This window comes from Citrobacter sp. CK202, from assembly GCF_030333225.1.
Lineage (GTDB): Bacteria > Pseudomonadota > Gammaproteobacteria > Enterobacterales > Enterobacteriaceae > Citrobacter_B > Citrobacter_B koseri.
In genome coordinates, this window is the sequence record NZ_JAOWGI010000015.1 from 154,679 (window position 1) to 179,528 (window position 24,850).

Genomic DNA, 24,850 nt, shown 5'->3' on the forward strand with positions numbered 1-24,850 from the left:
TTTAACGATGTAACGCACCTGCGCGAATTAGCGATGTCCACCACAAAATTCACATATCACTCCCGCTGATGAAAGGAAGCGACTTGCTTTTGTACAGGGAGGCGGATAGTTTCTGTAACGTTACACTAAAACGTTACAGAAGAAACATACAGCAGTTTTTCTCATTTACTCTCCTGGCGATTTAGCGGTGCCAGACGGCGTTATCGCTACCCTAATGGTATGTGGAAGGACAATCATGATGGAAATAAAACAGCTTCGTTCGACCAGACGTTTTTTAGCTTTAGCTTGCTTAAGTACCGCGCTGATAGCGGGCAGTGTGGTGACTTCTTTTGCTCAGGCAGCGCTTAATTTTCGCGTTTACTCCTCTTTGCCCGGGGATGATTCCTCCGCGCACTATATCTGGTTTACCCGTTTTCAGGAGAACCTGAACAAAAACGAAAAATTGAAAGGGCAAATTAAGCTCAACTATTTCGCCAACGGGATGTTAGGAAAAGAGGCCGATGCCACGCAGCAGGTACGCATTGGCGCAATCAATATGATGATCTCCGGCACCTCGATTTGGGCCACGCTGGTGCCTGAAATCGGCGTTCTGGATCTGGGTTATCTGTTTAAAGATTACGACCAGGTTGGCAAAACGCTGGACGGAAAAGCGGGCGAGCAGCTTTCTGCGTTAATGCTGAATAAAGCCAACGTTATGGTGCTGGGTTATGGCTATAACTTAGGCGCGCGTAATGTGTATACCAAAAAGGCCATTGAAAAACCTGAAGATTTAAAGAATCTGAAAATCCGCGTTCTGCCGGTGCCTAACTTTATCGCCACGCTGAATCATATGGGCGCGGTGGCGATTCCGATGCCGGGCGGCGAGGTCTATTCCAGTCTGCAAATGGGCGTTATCGATGGCGTTGAACATGATGCGCCGACCATCTACTCCAGCAAATATTATGAAATTATCAAGAATGGCACCCTGACCCGCCATAGCTTTAACCCGCTGATGATCGCCATGAATAAGAAGAGCTTCGAGCAAATTCCAGAAGCGCTGCGGGCCGATGTCCTTGCGGCGGCGCAGGAAGCCACAGAGTACGAGCGCCAGCAGGCAAGCCAGAAAGAGCAGGAAGCGATTAAAAACCTGGAAGCCAAAGGGGTGACATTCCGCGAGACCGATCGCGCGTACTTTGCGCAGCAGGTGCAGCCGGTCTGGAAGGCATTCCTCGATCAATATCCTGATATGAAACCGATTGTTGATGAGATTACCGCCGCGGCGCCAGGCGATAAGTCGTAATACGTGAGCCGCCGATTCAGCCGGTTTTGGGGTGGGTCGGCGGTATCACCCGGTAAGCCCATGAAAGGAGTCCAACATGGCAGATATCTCTATGAAAGCAAAGGATGAAAATGCTTTGCTGATGCTGTTAGGCCGACTGAGCAGAGGCTTAACGACCTTAACATCCTGGGCCGGGGCACTGGTGCTGTTTATCAACGTACTGGTGGTATTCGCATCCGTTATCTGGCGCTACGCATTGCATTCACCGATTCACTGGGCGGAAGAGGTGGCGCGTGCGCTGATGATTGCCCTCGTCTTTTTTGGCGTGGCCACGTCCACAGGCAGAGGCGGGCATATTGGCGTCGATCTGTTCCTGCGTTTTTTGCCCGAGCAGGTGCGCCCTTATGTTATCCACGCCAGTCGTTGGGTGCTGTTTCTGGTGTCGGTGGGGCTGGTGATTTCCAGTTATGACCTGGTGCAGGCCGCGCGGGTACAAACGACCGAGACCGGCCTGCCGCAGACGATTTACGTTATCCCGGTGTTGATCGGTTCCGTGGTAATGATGGTGGCCGCACTGGAACATGCGCTGCATGAACGCGCGCGGGTTGTTCTGCTCAGCGGCGGCGGAATCCTGGTGCTGGCGGCGCTGGGGTATCTGAAACTCTCGCTGATGGCCGATCCGGCCAGCGCGGCGGCGGGACTGATGCTGATCTGTTTTGCGCTGGGTATCCTGGCCGGTGTGCCTATCGCGTTTACGCTGGGCATGTCCGCAATGGTGTTCTTTATTTGCGATCCGTCGTTACCGTTTGTCTTTTTCTCTCAGCAGGTTGCCGCCGGGGTAGACCACTTCGTTCTGCTGGCGATTCCGTTCTTTTTACTTGCCGGGGCGGCAATGGAAATTAACGGGATGTCAACGCGTCTGGTTGAGCTGATTGTGCGCGGGATGGGGCGCTTTCGCGGCGGGTTAAACATGACGACCGTGCTGTCGATGGCCTTCTTCTCCGGGATTTCCGGTTCCAAACTGGCGGATGTCGCTGCGGTGGGCGGTGTCTTGATGCCTGCGGTGCGTCGCGCTAAGCAGGACAGCGAAGAGGCCGCAGGGGTGTTCGCCGCATCGGCGGTGATGGCGGAGACCATTCCTCCGTGCGTAAACCTGATCGTCATGGGGTTTGTGGCGAATATCTCCATCGGCGCGCTGTTTATCGCCGGCCTGGTTCCCGCCGTCTGCCTGCTGATACTGCTGATGATCGCGGCCAACCGTTTCGGCGGAAAAATTAACGTCAGCGAGGCTTACCCGGTTTTACGCCCGCGTGCGCAGCTCTACCTTGGCGCCGCCGTGGGGCTGGTCATGATCTTTATGATTGGCCGTGGGGTGATGATGGGGATTGCCACCTCGACAGAAATCTCTGCCTTTGCGGTGATTTACGCCATCGTTGTCGGTCGCCTGGCGTTTCGCGAGCTGACGCTGAAAGCGACGGTAAAAATGTTTATTGATATCGCGGCCATGTCCGGCGTACTGCTGTTCATCGTCGCCTGCGCGACCAGCCTTTCTTATGCGCTGACGATACAGATGATTCCGCAGCAAATCGCTGAACTGCTGGTGGGGATTGGGATGAAGCAGGGCGCCTGGCTGTTCCTGCTGTTGACCATTGTGATTCTGATTATCTTTGGCGCGGTTCTGGAAGGTGCGCCAGCGTTGATCATTTTCGCCCCTATCCTGGTGCCAATCGCCATTCAGCTTGGGTTTAACCCGCTGCATTTCGGTATTGTCATGATTCTGGCGATGGGCTTTGGCTTATTTTCACCGCCGATTGGATTAGGGCTGTATACCACCTGCGCCATCTGCAGCGTGGAGATGAAACATGTTATTCGGCCAATGGCGAAATATCTGGCGGTTGTTTTCGTCGGCATCATCATTGTGGCGATGGCGCCGCCATTAACCACCTGGTTGCCTGGACTGGCAGGCTACTGATTATTCATTACGGATATTCGCCACGCTCAGTGGCGGGGATGTCCGCGCGCTGAAAATGGCAGTAACGCGACAGGCTATCGCCTGGCGATGTTTAAATCTGAATAAGTGGAGTATGAAATGGGATCATTAGTGGGTAAAAAAGTTTTTATTACCGGTGCGGAACAGGGTATTGGTAAAGAAACGGCCAGAAAATTAATTGAGGCCGGATGTGATATCTATATTCATTATTTCAGCGGCGAAGAAGGCCCACGAGAATTAATGGCCATTGCGGAGCAAAAAGGAAGCCGGGCGGCTTGCGGTTATGCTGATTTAACGAATGAGGAAGATGCCGCGCGGTGCGTTGCGCAGGGCGCGGCGTTTCTTGGCGGCATTGATATTCTGGTGAATAACGTCGGTGGAATTATCGCCCGAAAATGGCTCGGCGAGATCGAACCACAGTTCTGGCGTACCGTTATTGACGTGAATATGACCACGATGCTCAATGTCACCCAGCAGGCGTTACCCTGGCTGAAAGCCTCGCCAGATGGGGCGAGCATTGTGAATCTGGCGTCATTAGCCGGTCGTTCCGGCGGCCATGCTGGCTCTCTGGTTTATTCCACCACGAAAGGCGCCGTCTTGACCTGGACGCGCTCACTTGCCGCCGAACTGGGCGAATCTGGCATTCGGGTGAACGCCGTGGCCCCAGGATTGATTCTGGGCACCCGTTTTCACAATCAGCATACGACGCAGGCCTCTGCCGACCAGACGATTCAGGCTATTCCTTTGGGGCGCGCCGGTACGCCTGAAGATGTCGCCCGGGTGATCTGTTTCCTCGCCTCTGAATATGATGGTTTCGTCTCCGGCGCGACGATTGATATTAATGGCGGTATTTATCGGGCGTAAAAGCGGGCGGGTTGTAAAACCCGCCTGAGTTAAAAGGGACTCTTTATGATAAAGTCAGATATTATTCATCCTGATTTATTACAGGCATTGGCGCAGTGCGGTCATAAAGCCAATATTCTGATCGCGGACGCGAATTACTCTTTCCTGACCAACTCGTCACCGCAGGCACGTATTATCTGGCTTAACTTTTCTCCCGGCTTAATTGGCAGCGTGATGATTCTGGAGAAAATTCTTGGTTATATTAACGTAGAGAAAGCGACGTTAATGACGAGCCCGGCTGAATTTGATAACACGATTGAGCGTGAATACCGTGGTCTGCTTTCAGAAATGACGGAACTTTCTCATGTTGAGCGAAATGCGTTTTACGCGCTGGCGAAATCATCGGATACGCTGCTGGTGATCGCGTCGGGCGAAACCCGCCGTTTTGCCAATATTCTCCTCACCGTCGGCCCGACATTACTCTGAGAAGACGAGAAGAACGCGACGTTCTTCTCGCGTTATTCTCATCGTATATTTTCCGCTTCCCGCACCGATTGTCGGCATACCAGGGAAGGGGAAAACAAAAACTCGTCGGGAGGGATTGCCGGAGTCTCTATTCGGGCGATCAGGCGCTCAACCATCACGTCCGCCATCTCCGTGAGCGGCGGCATAATAGAGGTCAGGCCGGGGTAAACCAGGCCAGAGAGTGAAATATTGTCGATACCGACGAGAGAGATCTCTTCCGGCACGCGGATACGGGCTTCGTGCAAACCACTCATCAAACCAATGCCAAGCGCATCGTTAATGGCGACGATGCCGTCAGGACGAAGGGATTGCTGGCAGAGGGTTTGCGCCAGAGAACGGCCCAGTTCGGTCATTTCGGTATCTCCGTAGGCGGCCATCGCTTTTCCTTCGATGATCATCCCTTCACGATACATGTTGTGCTGGCGTACCGCGCTGAGAAAGCCTTCTATTTTATGCGCGCGGCTGGGGGTCATCCCTGCGACGGTCGCAAACGCGAGGCGGCGACACCCGCGCGCGATAAGATGCTCTGCCGCCATTCGGCCCGCCTCAACGTTATCCATCGACACGCTGTCCAGCGCGAAACCGCCAGAGTCAACGCTTGCGGGCATACGGCCATCGTAGTTCACCATTATCATGCCCTGCGCCGCCGCGCGGGCGAAATGCGGCTTTTCGATATCACAGGCGGCCACAATAATTCCGCGAACGCCATGAGCAAACATATCTTCCAGAAACGCTTCTTCTTCTTCGATTTGGCGATAGGTGTTGCCGATCAGCACGCGGTAGAGGTGTTTTTTGGCGGCCAGATCCACTTCACGCGCCAGTGCCGCAAAGCTGGGGTTCACGATGGATGGCACCAGCAACCCGATCATTTTTGCCTGCCCCGTTTTGAGTTGCTGGGCGACCCGGTTGGGGAAATAGTTGAGCGTTTGCATGCTTTGCTGAATGCGCGCCAGCGTTTCCGGGCGCATTTGATCGGCGCGGCCGTTAAGCACATTGGACACCGTGCTGACGGAAACGCCCGCATGCTTTGCGACATCTCGAATGTTTGCCATACATCTCCTTTGCAGCAATCGGTGAATGGCGGCTCATTCAGTATCGCCATCTGGATAGCAGAGTATAAACTACAACGGTTTAGTGTAACGTTACAGCTAATCGTGTCAATGCCATAAATCCCGTAACCGTTGTTCACACAATGAAAAATCTAAATAACATTGATAATGAGTTTTACTCTCATTATCATGTTGGCTGTGCGGGTTTCGGTGATTATTCTTCGTATCAAGGATGGACACAGAACATATATATGGAAAACCCTTCCCATACATAAAACGAGCATTTTTGTTCGGGTTTCATTCAATAAAACCCCATTTTAAAGGGTTTTTTTCGTGTCCTTGTATTCATGAGATTAATGATGAAAAGCAGCGCAAAAAATAATTATTCTCTGCAAAAATCCTTGCTGGCATTCGCGATTGGTGCCGCCGCTCACGGTGTTTACGCAGCAGAAGACACTACCGGGAAAGAAGATACGATGGTCGTTGAGGCCAAATCCGCAAACAGTGGTTTTAAAGCCGGTGGCGACGCGCAGGTGCCCGCGTTCCTGGAGGGGCAGGTTGCCCACGGAGGACGACTGGGGGTTCTGGGCGAACAAAAAGCGATGGATGTGCCGTTTAACGTTATCGGTTACACCTCAAAACTGGTGGAAGACCAGCAGGCGAAGACCATCGGCGAGGTGCTGAAAAACGACGCCGCAGTACAGCCCGTACAGGGATACGGGAACTTCTCAGAAAACTATCGTATTCGCGGCTTTGAGCTGGCGGGGGATGACGTGACCTGGGGCGGTCTGGCTGGCGTACTGCCGCGTCAGGTCGTGGATGCTTCGCTGTTTGAGCGCGTGGAAGTGTTTAAAGGCGCCAGCTCTTTCGTGAACGGCGCGGCAAGTTCCGGCGTGGGCGGTATGGTCAACATGGAGCCGAAACATGCTGATGACCTGCCGCTGACGCGCCTGGGAGTGGATTACACCTCTTCAACTCAGGTAGGCACCACGCTGGATGCCGGTCGTCGTTTTGGCGATAACAATCAGTTTGGCGCGCGAGTAAACATTCTGCATCGTGAAGGCGAAACCGCCGTTGATAACGAGAAAAAGCGCACGACGCTGGCCGCCCTCGGGCTGGATTATCGCGGCGATAAACTGCGCTCCTCGCTGGATGTCGCCGCCCAGAAAAAGACGTTCCACGGCGGGACGATGGGAATTAACTTAAGCGGCGTCGATTTCGTGCCGGATGTACCGAACAACACGGATAACTACAGCCAGAAGTGGGGCTACAGTGATATCACTAACCAGTTCGGTATGGCGCGCGCTGAATACGACATCCTGAATAACTGGACGGTCTACGGCGGCGCCGGGGCGCAACATGCGCATGAAACCGGGATTTATACCGCGCCAAAATTACTGGACAGATCGGGTGATGCTGTCGTCAATGTGCTGTATACCAACCGTATTATTGACGCGTTCAGCAGTATGGCGGGTATTCGCGGCGAATTTGATACCTGGTCGGTCAGCCATAAGGTGAACCTGGGCTATTCGGCGGTGATCAAACGCGATAAAACGGCATGGCGTATGAACTGGGCCAACCCTGGCTCCATGACCAATATCTATGACAACCATGACGTGCCGATGCCGCAGTGGGATCTCGCCGGCGGCAACTATCACGATCCGCTGACAACCTCCCGAAACCGTACTCAGGGTTATCTCCTCAGCGATACGCTGGGATTCTTTGATGACCAGGTGCTGCTGACTGTCGCCGCGCGTAATCAGAAAGTGGTGGTGCGTAACTACAGCAATGCGACCGGTGAAGAAGACACTGACTCTCGCTATACGGAAAGTCGATGGATGCCGACCTACGGTATTGTATATAAGCCGTGGGACACGGTGTCACTGTATGCCAACCACACCGAGGCATTACAGCCGGGTGAAAACATTACCGATCAGGAGTCGCCGGATTACGGTAAAAGCATCGGTATTCTGCACTCTAAGCAAAATGAAGTGGGCGTGAAAATTGATTTCGGCACCGTCGGCGGTAGCCTGGCGCTGTTTGAGATTAAGAAACCGTCCGTGATTAAGAACGAGACGACGCAGGAATATTCGACCGATGGCGAGCAGCGTAACCGGGGTGTGGAAGTTAACCTGTTTGGTGAGCCGGTCTACGGTCTGCGTCTGAACAGCAGTGCGACCTGGTTACAGCCGAAACTGACCAAAACGCAGGATGGCGTCAACCAGGGGAATGATGCTTCCGGTACTCCACGTTTCACCGCCGTTCTCGGTGCTGAATATGATATCCGGCAGGTTGATGGGCTGACCGCTACCGCGCGACTGAATCACACCGGCTCGCAGTATGACGGCGCCGCTAATGAGAAGAAGCTGGACAGTTACACCACGCTTAACCTCGGCGTTCGTTACCGGATGCGCGTAAACCAGGAGCAGAATGAGATGGTATGGCGTTTAGGGGTGGATAACGTCACCAACGAGCAATACTGGTCTGGCGTATCCGACTACGATGGCGTGTATGTGTTCCGTGGCGAACCGCGTACCCTGAAGCTGTCTGTTAATTACGACTTCTGAGTTAAAAACGGGCAGGGATGCCCGGTAGTAATGCCGGATGACGGCTTCGCCTTATCCGGCCTACGGTACTACGGTATGGTGCGGGTAATGCCGGATGGCGACTTCGCCTTATCCGGCCTACGGTACTACGGTGTGGTGAGATTGTAGGCCCGATAAGCTTGCGCCATCGGGCAACCGAACCGGCTATGATGATTTCTGAAATTCGCTGACGGTTTCCCACGCAATCTGCTGCAATGCTTTTGCGGTGGCTGGGGTCATATCCGTGTCTACGGGCAGCGCTCCGCCCACTGGCGACTGGTTATACAGCGTGGCAAAGAACACACAGGCGGCTAAATAGGTTCCTGCAATGGAAGGGTGTACGCCATCGTGGTAATAAAGATTAATTTCCGGGTGTGCTTTACGCGCTTTTTCAAAAGCCAGGCCGACCGGCGCGACATAGCCGCCAGTTTTCTGCGCAATGGAAACATAGGCGTCAGCAAGTTTCTGTATATCCTCTGGTTGATCCCGCTTTGCCCAGGTCATGAAGTACACGACTTTTGAACCTGCCTGATGCGCCATATCCGCCATTTTTGTCGCGGATTCGATGAAATTCTGCCGGGTGCTCTCTTTCTGTGAGATCGTCTCCGTGGAGTTGCCTTGCAAGATGACAACGTCCCATTTTTGCAATGTATTCTGATAGGCGAGATTATGAATTTGCCAGCCTAAATGACCGCTTGAGATGGTGATCCCCCGATATTTATACCCTTTCGCGTGGTTCGGCAGTAAAGAGCGCGTCAGATCCCGCAACCGGGTATTAATATTGTTGTTATAGAACGTGAAAGAGTTGCCATACAGCGCGACAATTTTATTATCCCCCTCTATTTTTGCATAGGGTGAGGGCGCTAATAGCGCATCAGCATGCACACATAAACTGCCAAATAAAAAAGTTGATGCAAGGGATAACTGCATTATTCTTTTCATAAATCACCTGTCAGAAGTCATAGCGGAGTCCAACGATGAGCGCGTCATCATTGACTTTTTGGTTTTTATTGGCGAAGGCTTTATCGTAAGTAAATGATAACCAGGTATCATCGGCTAATGTTATTTGTGTTTCGACACGCCAGTCCTCTTTTTCATAGACGGATTTATCTTTCTCATCCAGGAAACTGTAACCGGTAAGGAATTTAAATTTACCGTATTTCCAGGACAGTAATGAATCCATGCCTTTAAAGTCATTGTCGCTTTTATTATCGCGCGCAATGGATGTGCGTAATGCGGTGACGGCGGCTTCAACGTTCTTATAGCTGAGCTGCAAGCCTGCCATGATCTGGTCGTTTTGATTCCGGCCATCGGTGGTTTTTACGCCATCCTGGCGTTTATAACGGCTGGCGGCAATCGCCGGTGTGAGTCTGAAATCCCCCAGTCTGAGCGTGTTTCTGTAACTGGCCATTGCGCCATAATCCAGAGCTTCATTACTGCTGCCATTGCCCGCGACCCACGCCAGCTGTATCTCATTGCCTGCAAATTTAGCATTCCATTGTACGGTGCCGTCCTGGCGGTTGAACTGGTAGGAGTCATCAATGGTGGTGATGCCGTAGCTGTAAATATTCGGCGTAAAGTTTTTATATTTATCAGTCATTTTCATGACCTGATACAACGGGTTTTTGGTCCTGCCGACAATCAGTTCGCCCCAGGTTTTATTGGACAAACCAATATAGGAGTAGCGCGCTTTTAAATCGCTATCCCCGGTATTGCTGTCGTTTTTTTCGGTTCGCACCTGCCATTCCAGACGGCCCACGATCTTTGTCTCGGGGATAAAATCCAAATCCCGGGTGAGGTAAATCCCCAGACGGCCACCCAGATTCGTTCGTGTTTCGCTTCCGGCATAAGAGTTTTCTCCGCTGGCAATTTTACCTTCCACACGGCCATAAATATCCAGCGTATTTCCATCTTTATTATAGATACTCATCGCATATGAGGAGGTTGTCATCCCCGTCAGTAGAATGAGTGAAATCATTTTTATTTTCATAGCATCCCCAGAAAACAATAGTTAGCTTATTTGTCTGTTCGAGTGAGCGGTTTATCGCAGGAGGGATTGTTCTGGAAAAAAGGAAAGTCATGATATGGGAATTATTTTTTCTCATTACAAAATGTGATTTTTAGCGCATAACGATGTCCTGTTTTATCGTGTTGCTAAATTTAATGATGCTTATTTGCGAAAAGTTAAAGTAAAGCGGAATACGCGTTGCACTAACAAAGCAACTCATTGTGATAGCTATCTCATTTTTGTGTTTTTCGGGCGTTAAAAAGGGAAAACAAAATTCTCATGACGTATTTTATGAATGGGAATTTTATTTTCCCCTGTTAATCAGTTGGCCGATCCCGCAAGATTCATTCACGACCTTTTATATTAAGATACTTTATATTGCCGGAGAGTCGCAGTATGTACGGTAAGCAAACAACAGTATTTGATTCCGACCTCTATTCATCGCTCTTTACCGAGAGTCGGATGCGGGAGATCTGGTCTGACGACAATCTGCTTCGCTGCTGGTTGACGTTTGAAGCAACGGTAGCGCGCGTGCAAAGCGAGCTGGGCATTATTCCTGAACAGGCGGCGATTGAAATCGAGCAGGCATGTCAGAACATCGAGATAAACTGGCCTGCCTTAGCCCAGGGAACGCAAACGGTGGGCATGGCGATTAAACCCTTGATCGACCAGATTTCGGCTGCTGGCTCTCCGTTGGTTAGCCGCTATCTCCACTGGGGATGCACCACCCAGGATCTGCTGGACTCCGGCGTGGCGATGCGATTACAGCAGACGCTGCAACGGGTATATCAGCAACTGATTGAGGTAGGGGAAGAGATGAAGGGCATGGCTTTAAAGCATGCCCGCACCGTTATGGTTGCGCGCACCAATTCGGTTGATGCCTCCGCCACGACCTGGGGGCTGCATGTCTCCGGCTATCTGGCGGAGGTGAATCGGCATCTGAACCGGCTGCAACAGCTCTATCCCCGGGCGATTACGGGTCTGTTTGGCGGCGCGGTGGGGAATCTTGCCTCCGTCGGTTCTCAGGGAATGGCGACGCGTGAGCGGTTGATGCGGGCGCTGGGGCTAAACGTTCCCTGTGGTATAAACAATGCCAGCCAGGATGCAATTGTTGAAGTGGTTCAATGCTTTGCGCTGATTCACGGTACGCTCTGCCGCCTGGCGAATGACGTGGAAACCCTGGGACGCACCCCCATCGCGGAAGTGCTTGAAGGCGAGGGCGGCGGGGGCTCCAGTACCATGCCGCACAAGGCTAATCCGCGCGCCAGCAATATGATTCAGACGCTGGCGAGGATGGGTTGGATGTATGCCTCCGGCGCGCCTGCGATGCTGGATCAGCAGGATGTGCGCGCGGCGTCGATGAGAGTATTGAACTGGACGATTCTACCCGAGGCGTCGAACGCCTTATCGGTCAGTCTTAGCCGGGCCAAAAAGCTGCTTTCCCACCTTATTGTGAATGAAGACAGAATGCGCGCTAATTTTGACTGCTCGAAATCTTTCATTATGTCGGAATCGATTACGATGAGTCTGGCGAACAAAATAGGGCGAGAACCCGCTTATAATTTAGTTAAAGCGCTGCTCAGTCAGGCGAATGGTGAGCAAAGTCTTATCGACATTGTCCACGCCAGCCCGGAAATTCGGGTGTCGTTATCCGCAGAAGAAATTGCCGATGCCTGCGAGCCGTTGTCTTATATTGGTTGCAACGATGCGCTGATTGCCGAGACCCTCGCGCGGTTTGATGAAATGAAAGTCATCGATATTGCGTAGCGCTTTATGTCGGGAGCGTCCCTCCCGACTCTGCTGGTCAGGTATTATGTGAAGAAGCGGAAAATGTCTCAAAGAAGAGAAACAACTCTTCCAGTTGGGCAAAGTTGCCTTCATTGTCACTCTTCTCATAAGCCAGATGCAGAATCAGTTCGATAAAAAAGAAACCGAGAATTCGGCTTTGAAAAATGGACTCCACGTCGCTTGGCAGTACAAACTGAAGATCGCAGAATTTACCGTAAGGATTGGCATCAGAATTGGTGATCAGCACGACGGTCGCATTTTTCTTTCTGAACCATTTCGCGATATTGAGTGCGACCCGGTTAAAGCGATAGTAGGAGAATACGATCAGAACATCATCTGGTTCGATGTTTATCAGGCACTTGGGCAACTCGCTGATGTCGGTAGGCAGAAGAGTGATGTTGCTGCGAAAGTACTTTAACAACGTACAAAAATGCAGCGCCATCGCATGGGAGGAGGAAGGGCCGACCACATAAATATGGCGCTGGCTGTTGAGTACCAGTTCGATGAATTTATTCAGGCTATCGATGCTGATAGTCTGTTTAAAACCATTAAATAATGAAGTGACTTTATTATTAAAGGTCTCAACAATCTGTTCTGTTTTGGTGGTGTTTTTAGGCCGCTGGCGACTGTTTTTCTCAAAAGGCGCGGCGATTTTGTTTTTTGACAGCGTGGTATCCAGCGCTCTTCTGAAAGCTGCATAGCCGGTAAAACCGACTTTATTCAGAAAGCGCCCGATGGTTGCTTTGCTCACGGCGGCATTCTGGGAAAGATCGACAATCCCATGATAAGGTAATTCGCTGAAGTGTTTATTAATATAGTCATTAAGCCGACATTCAGACTCGGTCAGGTCACCAATATTTTGGGTGAGTGAATTATACTCATCCAGACTTAATGTGTTTTTTCTGTACATGTGCAGTACCCGGTGACGTTTTATATTGAGATTGTTATATGAAAAGATACCTCTGCCGTCAATCATTCCGTGGCTGGCAATTTAGTAAAAAGTCTTATTTTCTGCGGAATCGCGCCCCATGTAGATAAGATGCGATCTTACTCACAAAAAAATATGGGAAAAGCCCTTTCCCATATTTTATAGCACGGTGGTTTATTACGATTAAATCGACAGTACAATTATTTAATACCGTGAACTGACGGACATATTCTCATGGCAATATGTATGAGCAGGTTTTTAGCTGTTGGTGAAAACGCTGCTTGCATAAGGCTGACATCTCTGATTTGTATGGTATAGGGATTGTTGTTATGACTGCATTTATTATAGCAATAGTGATAACAGTAATTGCCGCGTGGTTAATTGTGAAAAATTACCAGCCGCAAACTGTGTTATTATTCGCGGGGCTGGCGTTATTAACAGTTACTGTTCTGTTTTACCCAGAGAATAGTATTCTTTATGGTAAAGCAAAATCTACCGGGTCAACCTGGCTGGATATCTTCAGTTTTGCAAAAGAGTCTTTGACCACGCAAATCGCGGGTATCGGCTTAATTATTATGGCGGCGGGGGGATTCGCCAGTTATATGGATCACATCAAAGCCTCGAATGCGATGGTGAATATGTGTATTCGTCCCTTGCAGGTCATTAAAGCGCCTTATCTTATTCTTGCGCTGGGCTACATTTGCGCGCAGCTTCTGCATGTGGCGATCTCCAGCGCAGCCGGGCTGGCGATGTTATTACTGGTGACGTTCTTTCCCGTTCTGGTGCGGCTGGGCGTCAGTAAAGCGTCCGCTGCCGCGATGATCGGCCTGTGCGCGTTTATGGATCTTGGCCCGGCGGTTGGAACGGCGAATCTTGCGGCCAAACATGCCGGAATGGAAAGCGCGATTTACTTTGCGCACTATCAGATGCCGGTGGCGGTTGTGGTTATGCTGGCCGTCGCGGTGGTGATTTTCTTTACCGCCAAATATTTCGATAAAAAAGATGGGTTTGTTCCGGGGACGGAAGAGGTTGCTGAAGCGGAAGAAGAAGGACGCAAAGTGCCCGCCATTTATGCGCTGCTGCCTGTATTGCCCGTCATTCTGGTTCTGGTTTTCAGCCCGCTGGCGATCGCATCCATCAAAATTGACGTTGTGACGGCGATGATCCTCGGGGCGGTGGTCGCTTTTTTCTTCGAGCTGTTCACCACGCGTGATTTCCGCGCCTGTTGCAAAGGGTTGCAGGTATTTTTCAAAGGAATGGGAAGCATGTTTACCAGTATCGTTTCTTTACTGGTCTGCGCGGATATCTATGCCCAGGGGCTACAGAAGATCGGCGCAGTGGACTATCTCCTTCAGTCCGTACAAAGCGCCGGTCTGGGCTTTACCAGTATGACGCTGGTGATGACGGCGCTGGTGGGCGTTACTGCGGTATTAACCGGTTCTGGCGTGGCGGCATTCTTCTCCTTTTCCGGGCTGGCGCCCTCTATCGCGGCGAAGTTTGGTGAAAGCGCGGTCAATATGATTCTGCCTATGCAACTGATGGCGGGAATGGGGCGCTCTATTTCTCCGGTTGCGGGCATCATTATCGCCGTGAGCAAAGCGGGCGAATGCTCACCGTTTATGATCGTCAGAAGAACGCTGCTCCCGGCGCTGGCGGGGATTGCCACGATGTTGATTGCCAACTATGTGCTGATTTAACGCTTTTCTTATTACCAGGTTTAACTCATGGACAGCAACGTGACACACGATGTTTTATACGTCCCGTTTACGGGGAAACTGTTACTGGAATCGCCGTTATTGAATAAGGGGAGCAGTTTTACTCAGCAAGAGCGGAATGATTTTAATCTTAATGGATTGCTGCCCTGCGCTATCGAAAATATTGATGAGCAAGCGGAACGCGCTTACCAACAATATCTGGAGGCGGAGTCTGATAACGCGCGGCATATTTATTTGCGTAATATCCAGGATACGAATGAGACGCTATTTTATTACCTGCTGAAAAAACATCTCCCGGAAATGCTGCCGATTGTTTATACCCCGGTTGTTGGCGCGGCCTGTGAAAAGTTTTCCGGGATTTACCGTCGCGCCAGAGGGGTCTTTATTTCGTGGCCCGATCGCGAACGTATTGACGATATTCTGCATGATATCCCGAGACACGATATCAAAGTGATTGTGGTGACGGACGGGGAACGCATTCTGGGACTGGGCGATCAGGGCGTTGGGGGAATGGGGATACCGATTGGCAAACTGTCGCTGTATACCGTTTGTGGCGGGGTAAATCCGGCGCATACGTTGCCCGTTATGCTGGATGTCGGGACAAACAATCCGCGATTATTAGACGATCCCCGCTATATGGGCTGGCGACATCCGCGCATCACCGGTGAAGACTACTTTGCGTTTATCGGTATGTTCATCGCTGCGGTGAAACGTCGCTGGCCGGATGTATTGCTGCAATTTGAGGACTTTGCCCAGCATACTGCGGTTCCTTTGCTGCATCGTTATCGTGATGAGCTGTGCTGTTTTAATGATGATATTCAGGGAACGGCGTCGGTCGCGCTGGCGACAATTTTAGCGGCCTGCCGCGCCAGCCAGCGTGATTTTAATCAGCAGACGATGGTCATCGTTGGCGCAGGGGCGGCGGGTTGCGGCATTGCCCGCCATATCATCGCCTGCCGGGTGGCCGAAGGTATGGACGCCGCAGAGGCCAGCAAAACGATTTTCATGGTGGATCGCGACGGCCTGGTGATGACCACCGCCTCGTCGCTGGCTGATTTTCAGGTTCCGCTGGCGCAGCCTCCTGAAATGCTATCTGGATGGGCATACGCTGGCGCGACGCCGTCCTTGCTGGAGGTCATTCATAACGCGAAACCTGGCGTGATGTTGGGCGTTTCAGGGCAGGCGGGGCTGTTCACTGAAGAGGTGGTGCGTACGATGTATCGCCACTGCGAACGCCCGATTATTATGCCGTTGTCTAACCCGACCTCCAGAATGGAGGCCCGGCCGCAGGACCTTGTCCGCTGGACTGATGGACAGGCGATTATCGCAACGGGAAGCCCTTGTGAGCCGGTAGATTTTGCCGGACGTACGATACCGGTATCGCAGTGTAATAACGTGTATATCTTTCCTGCCATTGGTCTTGGCGCGATTGCCAGCGGCGCCAGGAGGATCACGGAAACGATGCTGATGGCGGCGAGCCGCGCGCTTGCCGACGCCTCGCCTTTGGCGAGTCATCATGGCGGAGGACTGCTGCCGGAAATCAACATGATATGCGATGTAACCCGCCGTATTGCCTTTGAAGTGGGGAAGGCGGCGCAGCTGTCCGGCGTAGCGGATGCGCTGGATGATGCAGTGCTAACACAGCGCATTACGGCGCATTTTTGGCTACCGCACTATCGTCCTTATAAACGCCGTGCTATCTAGTTTTTGGCTATGAATGCCCCGCTTCGGCAGTCGCGCCGGAGCGGGGACGGGCGTATTAATAAAAAATACAAGACGATAAAAAATAAAGGTAAGGAATAAAACTGACATCATAAGTTGAAAAATAAAACTTCATTAGCCTGCGATGCATTGCGCGGATTGTGCAACTTCATGATATGTATTTAATTATTTTTGAAAGCGGATGTGCGGCCTTATACAAGGTCAGATGGACGACGGTTAATTAAAATGCTGTTTTTATTTTATGTGAGGAAAACCTTATTCGGAGCGATCGAAATAAGTAAAGAATTGCGGATAAATGTCGTTATAACACTTATCCAAACCGATCGAGACCCTACCCCATGATGTGGAAAACAACTCAAGCCCGAGTGACACTCCTGCTTATAAGTTTTTTTGTTATATTACTGTTGGTTACGTTTGTTGTTATCAAACAATTCGTCTCTCCGCAGATTATTGCAACGGAAACCAGAAATATAAGAGCCACGGTCGAGCTGCAAAGTGACGCGATAAAAGAGCAAATGAACCGCGTTAAAGCGCAGCAGCGCACGATCACCGAACTGGTTTCCGGGCTTCAGAGCGATCAAATTGACGCGCTCTTGCCGCTGTTTGTGAACCAGTATGGCGATCTGAACGTTTTTGGCGGCGGCATCTGGCCATTACCCGGGCTGCGCGAGCCGGGCCGCGACAAATTCAGCACTTTTTATGCGCGCGATGCTGGTGGCGTGCTCCAGCTTAATACGGTCTGGAACCAGCCGGAGTCAGAAAAATACTGGGAACAGCCGTGGTATAAAGACGGTATGGCTGCGTCAAAAGGTGAGTGTGCATGGGCCAAAGCCTACCAGGATTCGGCCAGCCCGCAGCCGAGAACCAACTGCGCGATGACAATCTGGAAAGAGGGAAAGGCCTGGGGTGTCGCCACTATCGATGTGACGTTGGGCTTTTTTAACCAACTGGCAAAAGAGATGGGGAAGGCGGTCGAGGGAACCGTATTAATTGTTGAGTCTGATGGCAAAATTGTTGGGAACGGCGCGCCGACTCAAGGCAATACCGCATTGATGAATGTGCGCGATTTGAATATTCCGTCAGCTTTACCGCTGCTCAATCTGCTGAGCCAGGGGCAAAAAGCGGAATATGAGGGCGGCTATGACGGCGAAGACGGTGCCCATTCGCTGTTTGTTTTGTCGATAGAAGGCAGCCCGTGGTATCTGGTGATTGATACGCCCAGCAGCAACTTGGTGCGCCAGTCTAATGCGATACTGACAACACTCACGCTCGTGCAGACGGTGATCGGCCTTATCATTGTTCTTGTCCTGATGCTGATTGTGCGCAACATTTTCAGGAATGTGACGCTGCTGAACAGGAACATAGAGGCGCTATCCGGCGGCGGCGCCGATCTCACGCAACGGCTTGTGGAAAGCAAAAGCCCGGAATTTAATGCCATCATCAATAACTTTAATAAATTCATCGCGTTCCTTCAGGATTTGATGCAGCAGGTTGGGCACAGCTCCTCGGCAATTTCTTCCGCTTCGCGGCAGATCGCCGGAGGAAACCTGGATCTCTCCTCCCGTACGGAAGAACAGTCCGCTTCCATTGTTGAAACGGCGGCGTCGATGGAGCAGCTCACCAGCACCGTACGGCAAAATGCGGAGAATGCGTTGCAGGCGAACAGGCTGGCGACACAGGCTTCCGACGCGGCGAAAGCGGGGGCTTCAGTGGTCAATGACGTGGTTGCCACAATGAGCAACATCAATGATTCATCCTCAAAAGTGGTGGAAATCATCAGCGTAATTGATGGCATCGCGTTCCAGACCAATATTCTGGCGCTGAACGCGGCGGTTGAAGCGGCGCGGGCCGGTGAGAATGGCCGTGGTTTTGCCGTCGTTGCCGGTGAGGTGCGTTCTCTTGCGCAGCGAAGCGCCCAGTCCGCGCAGGAAATTAAGAAGCTCATTGAAGAATCGGTCAGCAGTATTGAGCAAGGTAGCGGTCTGGTTCGCCAGGCGGGTACGACAATGGACGGCTTAATGGAGAAGGTTGAAGACGTGAGCGTTTTAATCTCTGAGATCAGCTCCTCAAGCGATGAGCAAAGTCGCGGAATTGAGCAGATTAATATCGCCATTACTCAGCTTGATAGCGCGACCCAGCAGAATGCGGCGCTGGTAGAAGAGGTTGCCGCAGCGGCCCAGTCAATGGAATCGCAAACCGAGATGCTTGAAAAAGTGGTCGGCAGCTTCAAACTCTGAAAAGCGGTATAACAAAACGCGCAGCATGATGGGGGTTAGCCCTTCGCCGGACCGTGGAACACGTCGGTCTCAGAAAAGTTATCCCCTGTCATGCGGCGCTCTATGAAATCAGTAAGGCGCAGCGTGCGTTCAGCGAGGTGCGGGATGTTTCGGTAAAAATTGCTGGATTATCTCCGGCAGACGATCGTGAGTGATGGGCGGCGAGAAAAGATAGCCCTGAAAGCGGTCAACTCCCAGCGCTTTCAACTGATTGAATTTCTCCAGACTATCGACGCCTTCGGCAATACAGCGACTCTGCGTCAACTGGCAGTAGTAGAGCAGGCTCTTTATCAGCGCCAGTGCATGTGGATCGCGTTGAAAATCATTCACGATACTCATATCCAGCTTGTAGCCGCTAAAGCGGATTGTCCTGACGGGAAACATTACGCTGCTATGTGAAAAGCAGTCATCGAGGAAGATGCGAAAGCCTTGCCGTTGGATTTTGTCCATATTTTCTGCTGTTCTTCCTTGCTGATGCAGATCGACCGTTTCTGCAAATTCCAGCACTAATCTACCCGACCATTGCGGCTGCTGTAGCTGCTGGCGTGCCGTTTCCATCATCCGCAGCAGGTTTTCGTGGTTGGCGATGCAGGGTGGAATATTTATTGAGAACCAGAACTTACCCTGGTGTTGGTTAATGTTCTGGATTGCTATTTGTAGCACAAAGGCCGTGAGCAGAAGCCAGGCGTATTCGGCGTGGATCTGCGGCAGAAATTCGCCGGGAAGCAATACGTTGTCGCCTCTTCTCCAGCGGGAAAGGATTTCAACCCCCTGCAACCGCAGGTGGCCGTCGGTTATGGGTTGAAATACCGGGAATACCTGTTGACTATGAATGGCATGGATAAATTCGCGCTCAAAGGGAGATAGCGCGGCGATGAGCTGATTGTTGTGAGTCTTGCTCTGGCTTCCAGGAAAGCGGGTAATCAGATGCGGGTGAGACGCCACCATCTTTTTTAGTCCTGACGTTCTTTGATTATAAAGTGTTTTCTGGCTCACACCGCGGATCTTCGCCTGTGTGTTGATGCTGTATCCGTACAGAAGAGAGAGGGTGGCGCTCAATTCCGTTTTACTTAACCCCGCTGCCGGTTTGCCCTGTATCTGCGCGTCTAAAAAGGACAATTGCTGGAGTTTCGGGTATTGCAGGAAGTCACCCTGTAGCAGCGCTGCCAGTTGTTTCCCAGGAAGGTCGGAGGCGACCGCCCGGACGGCGGTAAGTTGCCGTTTATCAGGAACATGGTAGAGCAGCGTTTGCCATAGCCAGGCGGATGGACTACGGCTAAGGATCAGCATGGGCAGCGGTGTTTCTGCCTCAGCAAGCAGGAAGGCGGCTTCCCTAAGAATAAACAGCAGCCAGTAAGGATCGTCAGGGAGAAAAACGACAATCCTTCCGACCTCGGATGTTAGCTGTAGCGAAAGGCGCTCCTGCGTCTGGTGTTGCAGCAGCACCGGTCGCCGTTGACTACTGGTCATCATTCTGGCGAGTCCTTCCGCCGCCATTGAACAGGGAGACAGGATATAGTCCACCCTTGTTTTCTCCAGCGGGGAGGGAGGGTTACTGGTAAACAAATGTCACCCCGATGATCGACTGTACGTTGCCCGCCGTGACCTGGCCGCTGGTGCGCGCGTAGGTTGCGGTTAAGCCAAGATTTACCGGCGATGTGCCGACCGTGCCCAGTGCTACGGTGTTGTTAGCGGGAACAACACTACCGTATCGGGTCATCTGAACGCCGATACCCTGCGCCGCTGAGGAGGACGCGGTGTTGCTGAAGATAGAGTTGGCGGCATCGACGGTCGTACCTGAAAGGTAATAGCCGAGGTTCTGGTTTTGCGCACAGTGGACAGTGACCGGCACGGCCATTGAGCCGGGATAGTCTGGAAGCGTCACGGTGACATCACGCGCTGATACGTCGCATCCCCCAGTAGGGACAACAACATTATTGCTGGCGTAAATATTCCAGATGAAATTATTCGGGTTTCCGTCGCTGGCCACTTTATGCATATTCAATTGCGCGATGAGTTCGCCAGAGTTGATGACGACGCCTCCCGCTGCTCCGGTCGCGGTCAGATACATGCGCAGCGGCAATCCGCGATAATCCGTATGAGTGATGGTATAGACGGATGAATTACCGTTCATCGGCAAAGGATACGTATTCCCCGCCCAGTAAACGCTCCCCGTAAACGCCGCAAGCGCGCCACCGAAGGCGGAGCCGCTGGTTAAATTGATGTAGTCTATGATAGAGCCGCCGGAGGAGTCGTTTTTACAGGAAACTGAAGAGGATAAATCTACGACCAGGTTTTGACCCACTCCAACAGATGGTGTCAGGTTTACATAGACATTCGCTGACCCTGAGGTCATGGTCTGCCCGGTATCATTGACTTTACAGGTGAATGCCGCAGCATCCAGCGACCAACCCATCAGCAGCAGTGTGGTGAATAGCGCGATGATTTTTTTCATGACAAACTCTCCTGACTCAGGCGTAGGTATAGGTGACGCTAATCACCGCCTGAATAGTTCCCTGGGTGGCGCCGCCGTTGACCGTTAACGCTCTGACCTGTAACGGAAAGCGGGTGGACTGCGTTGAGTCATCCACCTGAACGGATTTCGTGGCGCCATTGTTTAACGTGGTGCCTGCGTCATCCTGCAATTCGAGCTGAATATTGCCGGCGGTCCCCTGGTTTTTGTAATAACCGGTGCTGTCTGCGGTTCCGCTAAAGGTTGCGATGACCCGGGAGGTGCCGATCGGACAGTTAGTGAGTTCCAGCGCGGTACTGTGCCAGGCGGAAGCCGAACCTGCGGTTACCAGGCTGAAGGTATACAGGTCACCGAGGTCAACGGCGGCATTGGTGGTAGACACCGTGCACGGCTTCGCCACCACCTTCCCGTTGACGGTAATCGTGATATCAGCGGCCTGAAGCCCTGAAGAGGCCGCTGTCAGTACGCTTGCCAGAAGCCACCCTACATAGTTGCGTTTCATCTCAGCCTCCGGTTACTGAAATTCAAGCGTGAATGTTGCTGTGGCATTGACGTGCCCGGCGGTGACCGGAATCTGCGTAGCCATCAGGCGTGCATAAAAGTTGAGGATGTTGGTCTGCCCAGGCGTGAGCGTGGTCCACGCGATGGATGATGACGCGGCATTGAGCGGCAGCATCGTCTGTTGATTATTGAGGATCTGCACGCCCATGCCTGCGGCTGCCGAGGCACCGCTATCGATCTTCAATAGACTGGTGTTGCTGCTATCCTCCGTGCCGGTAAAGCCGACTTTGACTGCCGTAACCGAGTTACCGCAGGGAGAGAGGACAATACGGAATGGGACGAGCGGGGTTGTCGCCCCCACCGCATTAAACTGTTTAGCGGCGTTATTCATCAGGTCAACGGTAAAATCTTTTGACTCTCCCGCGACAGCGCAGGCATTGTCGCGGACGTAGCCGCTAATCGTAATCGTGCTGTCGGCGGCGAAGACATTGACGCAGGCCAGCGTCAGCACAGCGCCGAGGAAATACAGTGGTTTTTTCATCATCATTCCTTCCTTAACGGCACTCTGCAAAGAGCTGGCTCAGCACATGTTTCTGGCTCTCTTCCGGCAGGCGATACCGGGCCATGCAGTTAGCCCCCGGCCCTTCGCCCCATTTCACCTGAACGCTTCCCGCCAGCGGCATGCCGCTCAGGTAGACCTGGCCGTTATCTGCCACGATGCTGCCGCTCTGGTTATCGCCGGAAGTGACCATAGCGCCGAATGGCACGGGTTTGCCGTTGTGCGTCAGCGTCATCAGGATTTTTACCCCGACGTGGGCTTTAAATTCGGCGCGGACGATGGCGCCGTGGGTCGGCACGACGCTGACCACCGCATCATCGAGATCGACGTTATCCGCCAGGGTGTTGGTATCCAGCGCGACGCGGTTTTCCCTGTACTCAGTGGCGTACGGCATGACGGCATAACCGCGCCAGTCGGTACGTACGCCGGTCTGGTTCTCGACTTTCACGTCTCCGGCGCCAGGCGCTTTAATCAGCACTACCGTGTCATTTAATGGCTGGCTTAAGGTGATGCCGTTGGCATGGGCAAGTACACCGCCGCTCATCCCGTAGTACAGCTGTTTAAATCCATCGCTGTGGCTGTAGCCCACGTTAGCGTTGCCGTAGCCGCCGCGATAGTTCATCGCCGCGTAGCCGGTTCCGCCATTGTTGCCTTCGCCACCGCTGGCATAACCGGTTTGCATGCTGTAGCTCAGGTTATTGTCTTCCAGCAGCGTGCCGTAAAGACCGGCCAGGTTAGTCATCCGTCCATCCAGGTCGTGCGACATGCTGTAGCTGGCGCTTGCGTGCCGCCAGACGGATTTGCTGTCGGAACGCAGCCAGTGGCTGAACGGAATATTGACGTTGAACGCTAACATCTGGTCGCGGCCCTGTTGCCAGGCGTTTTTGGTCAGGCTGTAGCTCAGCGTCCAGTTGATATCGTCAACGGCGGCATTTAACCCCAGCTGTAGCTGTTCGTCGGCCTTGTTGGTTGACCAGTAAGTTTGACGGCTGCCATTCACGTACAGTGTGGCAGTGCGCCCCAACTGCTGCGTTACGCTCATCTGAACCTTGCCCCGCTTGTTATAAGCAAGGTTGTAGTAGTCGGTGAATTTGGGTTTGACCTGAATCACGCCATCCTGGGTTTCAACGTCATAGCCACTCATCCTGCGGTAAGTGGTGTCGGCAAAGCTGTAATAGCCCTGGGTGGAATAACGGTATCCCACCAGTTGGACGTTGGTGCCGGTCTCATAGAGCGACTTGTTATAAAGGAAGCGTATCGATTGCCCCTGGTGAGAGCTGTCGTCAGGCAGGGTGGCGTTGGCCTGAGTTGCATCCAGCGAAACCGCGCCGAACTCGCCCATGTTCTTACCGACCCCTAAATTGAAGGAGCGATAGTTGTCGGCCAGTTGGGTGCCGCCATACAGCGTCCAGCCTGCCGGGAGCCCGTGCAGGAGGGTGCTCTGGAAGAACTTTGGTTTTTCCTGCTGGTCGTTGCCGCTGCGGTATTCACCAGCGGTCACTGCATAACGGGTGTGCCCTTCACGCTGTAACATTGGCACCGTAGACCACGGCACGCTGAAGACCTGGCTGGTGCCATCGGCCTCTTTGATGGTGACCTGGAGATCGCCGCCGTTGCCTGCGGCGTAGAGATCGTTAATTGTGAAGGGGCCCGGCGGCACTGTGCTCTGGTAGATTTCATAGCCGTTTTGTTTGATAGAGACCTGCGCCGTGCCGCGCGCAATGCCGTGGATGACCGGCGCAAAGCCTTTCTGGCTATCCGGCAGCATATTGTCGTCAGAGGCTAACTGGGCGCCACGGAAGTTAATCCCGTCGAAGATATCGCCGTTGGTGTAGCTGTCGCCAAGCGTCAGGCGGGCGCGCAGGGGGGTAATATCGCGCTCCAGCCAGCTGTTCACATGCTGCCATTTATTCTCATTACTGGACGCGCTACCGCCACTGCTGTAGCTCCAGATGGTGTTATCACGCAGACGCCAGGCGCCAAGGTTGAGGCCGCTTTGCAGGTTTAAATACGCGTAATTGCTGCTGTCGCTGGCATCGTTATGTACGTTGTTGCCGGTAAAGTTATAGTTCAGCAAACCGGCGTTAATCCCGTCATCCCAGAGTTCCGGTGGAATATAACCGCGCGCGCGATTGCCCATGAAAGCCTGCGGGACACTCAGGTACAGGCGCTGTTGGCTGACATCGAAGCGGGTGGTGGCATCTTTGACCATTTCCGTCAACGGTACGCAGGCGTCGGACGCCAGCGTATCCATACCGGTGATGGCCGACGTGCTGACCCCCATGCCAGCGAGCTGGCTGCGGGTCAGGCACGGTTCCAGTCGATGACCGTTTGCGCCAGCGTTAAACGTGACGTCGCGGGTAGTTATAAAGCCATCGTTCAGATAGATATCCACGCGATAGGTGCCAGGCGGCACCTCTTGCCCGTTTTCAAACCCAGAGAGATCCGCAACGGCCGAGGGATCGTCGGCCAGGAAACGGGGGTTAAAATAGAGATCTGCCCGCGCGAAACCCGCGAGGCAAAGCGCCAATGGTATCTGCGCAAGGACAAAAATAGAGAATGCTTTGCGCCGGGCGCGTTGGGAACCCAAACGGTCCAGTCCGTATTTGAGATGTGACATAGTCCCTCCG

At 52.6% G+C, this 24,850-nt stretch carries 18 protein-coding genes; 9 read left to right on the forward strand and 9 right to left on the reverse strand.

The genetic code is table 11. The features are described from left to right. Nucleotides 1–235: 235 nt before the first annotated feature. The 4 genes from OGX84_RS02000 to OGX84_RS02015 all read left to right on the forward strand — a co-directional run bounded on the left by OGX84_RS02000 (nt 236) and on the right by OGX84_RS02015 (nt 4,577). The gene (locus tag OGX84_RS02000; RefSeq protein ID WP_012134504.1) at nt 236–1,279 is read left to right on the forward strand and encodes a TRAP transporter substrate-binding protein; all 1,044 of its coding nucleotides are present in this window, start codon (nt 236–238) and stop codon (nt 1,277–1,279) included. A 76-nt stretch (nt 1,280–1,355) separates the two neighbouring features. Further along, nucleotides 1,356–3,230, forward strand: coding sequence for a TRAP transporter large permease (locus OGX84_RS02005; RefSeq protein WP_286457316.1), 1,875 nt, complete (start codon nt 1,356–1,358; stop codon nt 3,228–3,230). A gap of 117 nt (nt 3,231–3,347) precedes the next feature. After that, nucleotides 3,348–4,112 carry an SDR family NAD(P)-dependent oxidoreductase gene (locus tag OGX84_RS02010; protein WP_049011919.1) on the forward strand — a complete coding sequence of 255 codons (765 nt, stop codon included), beginning with the start codon at nt 3,348–3,350 and terminating at the stop codon, nt 4,110–4,112. A 45-nt stretch (nt 4,113–4,157) separates the two neighbouring features. After that, the gene (locus OGX84_RS02015) at nt 4,158–4,577 is read left to right on the forward strand and encodes an RbsD/FucU family protein (RefSeq protein WP_049011918.1); all 420 of its coding nucleotides are present in this window, start codon (nt 4,158–4,160) and stop codon (nt 4,575–4,577) included. Between the two features lie 38 nt (nt 4,578–4,615). Here the strand turns inward: OGX84_RS02015 and OGX84_RS02020 are convergent, their stop codons facing one another. Then, nucleotides 4,616–5,683, reverse strand: coding sequence for a LacI family DNA-binding transcriptional regulator (locus OGX84_RS02020; RefSeq protein ID WP_353654421.1), 1,068 nt, complete (start codon nt 5,681–5,683; stop codon nt 4,616–4,618). Between the two features lie 341 nt (nt 5,684–6,024). Here OGX84_RS02020 and OGX84_RS02025 point away from each other — a divergent pair, with 341 nt between their 5' ends. Beyond that, nucleotides 6,025–8,232 (forward strand): TonB-dependent receptor, encoded by a 2,208-nt coding sequence (locus tag OGX84_RS02025; protein WP_165383390.1) that lies wholly within the window; start codon nt 6,025–6,027, stop codon nt 8,230–8,232. Between the two features lie 183 nt (nt 8,233–8,415). Here OGX84_RS02025 and OGX84_RS02030 read toward each other — a convergent pair whose 3' ends face one another. Beyond that, a complete protein-coding gene (locus tag OGX84_RS02030) occupies nt 8,416–9,192 on the reverse strand; it encodes an SGNH/GDSL hydrolase family protein (protein WP_012134496.1) in 777 nt (258 codons plus the stop codon). Between the two features lie 10 nt (nt 9,193–9,202). Next, nucleotides 9,203–10,240, reverse strand: coding sequence for a porin (locus tag OGX84_RS02035; RefSeq protein ID WP_012134495.1), 1,038 nt, complete (start codon nt 10,238–10,240; stop codon nt 9,203–9,205). Between the two features lie 414 nt (nt 10,241–10,654). Between OGX84_RS02035 and OGX84_RS02040 the strand changes: the two genes are divergently transcribed. Continuing rightward, a complete protein-coding gene (locus OGX84_RS02040) occupies nt 10,655–12,025 on the forward strand; it encodes a class-II fumarase/aspartase family protein (protein ID WP_112001332.1) in 1,371 nt (456 codons plus the stop codon). A 37-nt stretch (nt 12,026–12,062) separates the two neighbouring features. On the opposite strand, the gene OGX84_RS02045 is transcribed toward OGX84_RS02040, so the two are convergent. Next, nucleotides 12,063–12,956 (reverse strand): MurR/RpiR family transcriptional regulator, encoded by an 894-nt coding sequence (locus OGX84_RS02045; RefSeq protein WP_047463819.1) that lies wholly within the window; start codon nt 12,954–12,956, stop codon nt 12,063–12,065. 347 nt (nt 12,957–13,303) lie between these two features. Between OGX84_RS02045 and dcuC the strand changes: the two genes are divergently transcribed. From dcuC to OGX84_RS02060, 3 genes are all read left to right on the forward strand, one after another. Beyond that, complete coding sequence (gene dcuC, locus OGX84_RS02050) at nt 13,304–14,671, forward strand: C4-dicarboxylate transporter DcuC (RefSeq protein ID WP_286457323.1); 1,368 nt, start codon at nt 13,304–13,306, stop codon at nt 14,669–14,671. A 27-nt stretch (nt 14,672–14,698) separates the two neighbouring features. Further along, entirely contained in the window at nt 14,699–16,393 is a 1,695-nt protein-coding gene (locus tag OGX84_RS02055; protein WP_112001331.1) for an NAD-dependent malic enzyme, read from the forward strand. Between the two features lie 356 nt (nt 16,394–16,749). Then, a complete protein-coding gene (locus OGX84_RS02060) occupies nt 16,750–18,648 on the forward strand; it encodes a methyl-accepting chemotaxis protein (protein ID WP_112001330.1) in 1,899 nt (632 codons plus the stop codon). Nucleotides 18,649–18,777: 129 nt separating this feature from the next. Here OGX84_RS02060 and OGX84_RS02065 read toward each other — a convergent pair whose 3' ends face one another. The 5 genes from OGX84_RS02065 to OGX84_RS02085 are packed head-to-tail and all read right to left on the reverse strand — an operon-like array spanning nt 18,778 to nt 24,840. Next, entirely contained in the window at nt 18,778–20,211 is a 1,434-nt protein-coding gene (locus OGX84_RS02065; RefSeq protein WP_373886538.1) for an EAL domain-containing protein, read from the reverse strand. A gap of 28 nt (nt 20,212–20,239) precedes the next feature. Then, a complete protein-coding gene (locus tag OGX84_RS02070; RefSeq protein WP_112001328.1) occupies nt 20,240–21,142 on the reverse strand; it encodes a fimbrial protein in 903 nt (300 codons plus the stop codon). Nucleotides 21,143–21,158: 16 nt separating this feature from the next. Continuing rightward, nucleotides 21,159–21,662 (reverse strand): type 1 fimbrial minor subunit FimG, encoded by a 504-nt coding sequence (gene fimG, locus OGX84_RS02075; RefSeq protein ID WP_012134486.1) that lies wholly within the window; start codon nt 21,660–21,662, stop codon nt 21,159–21,161. A gap of 12 nt (nt 21,663–21,674) precedes the next feature. Continuing rightward, nucleotides 21,675–22,205, reverse strand: a complete 531-nt coding sequence (gene fimF, locus OGX84_RS02080; protein WP_047459519.1) for a type 1 fimbrial adaptor subunit FimF — start codon at nt 22,203–22,205, stop codon at nt 21,675–21,677. 10 nt (nt 22,206–22,215) lie between these two features. After that, nucleotides 22,216–24,840: a fimbrial biogenesis usher protein gene (locus OGX84_RS02085; protein ID WP_112001327.1), complete on the reverse strand. Its 2,625-nt coding sequence runs from the start codon at nt 24,838–24,840 to the stop codon at nt 22,216–22,218. Nucleotides 24,841–24,850: the final 10 nt, after the last annotated feature.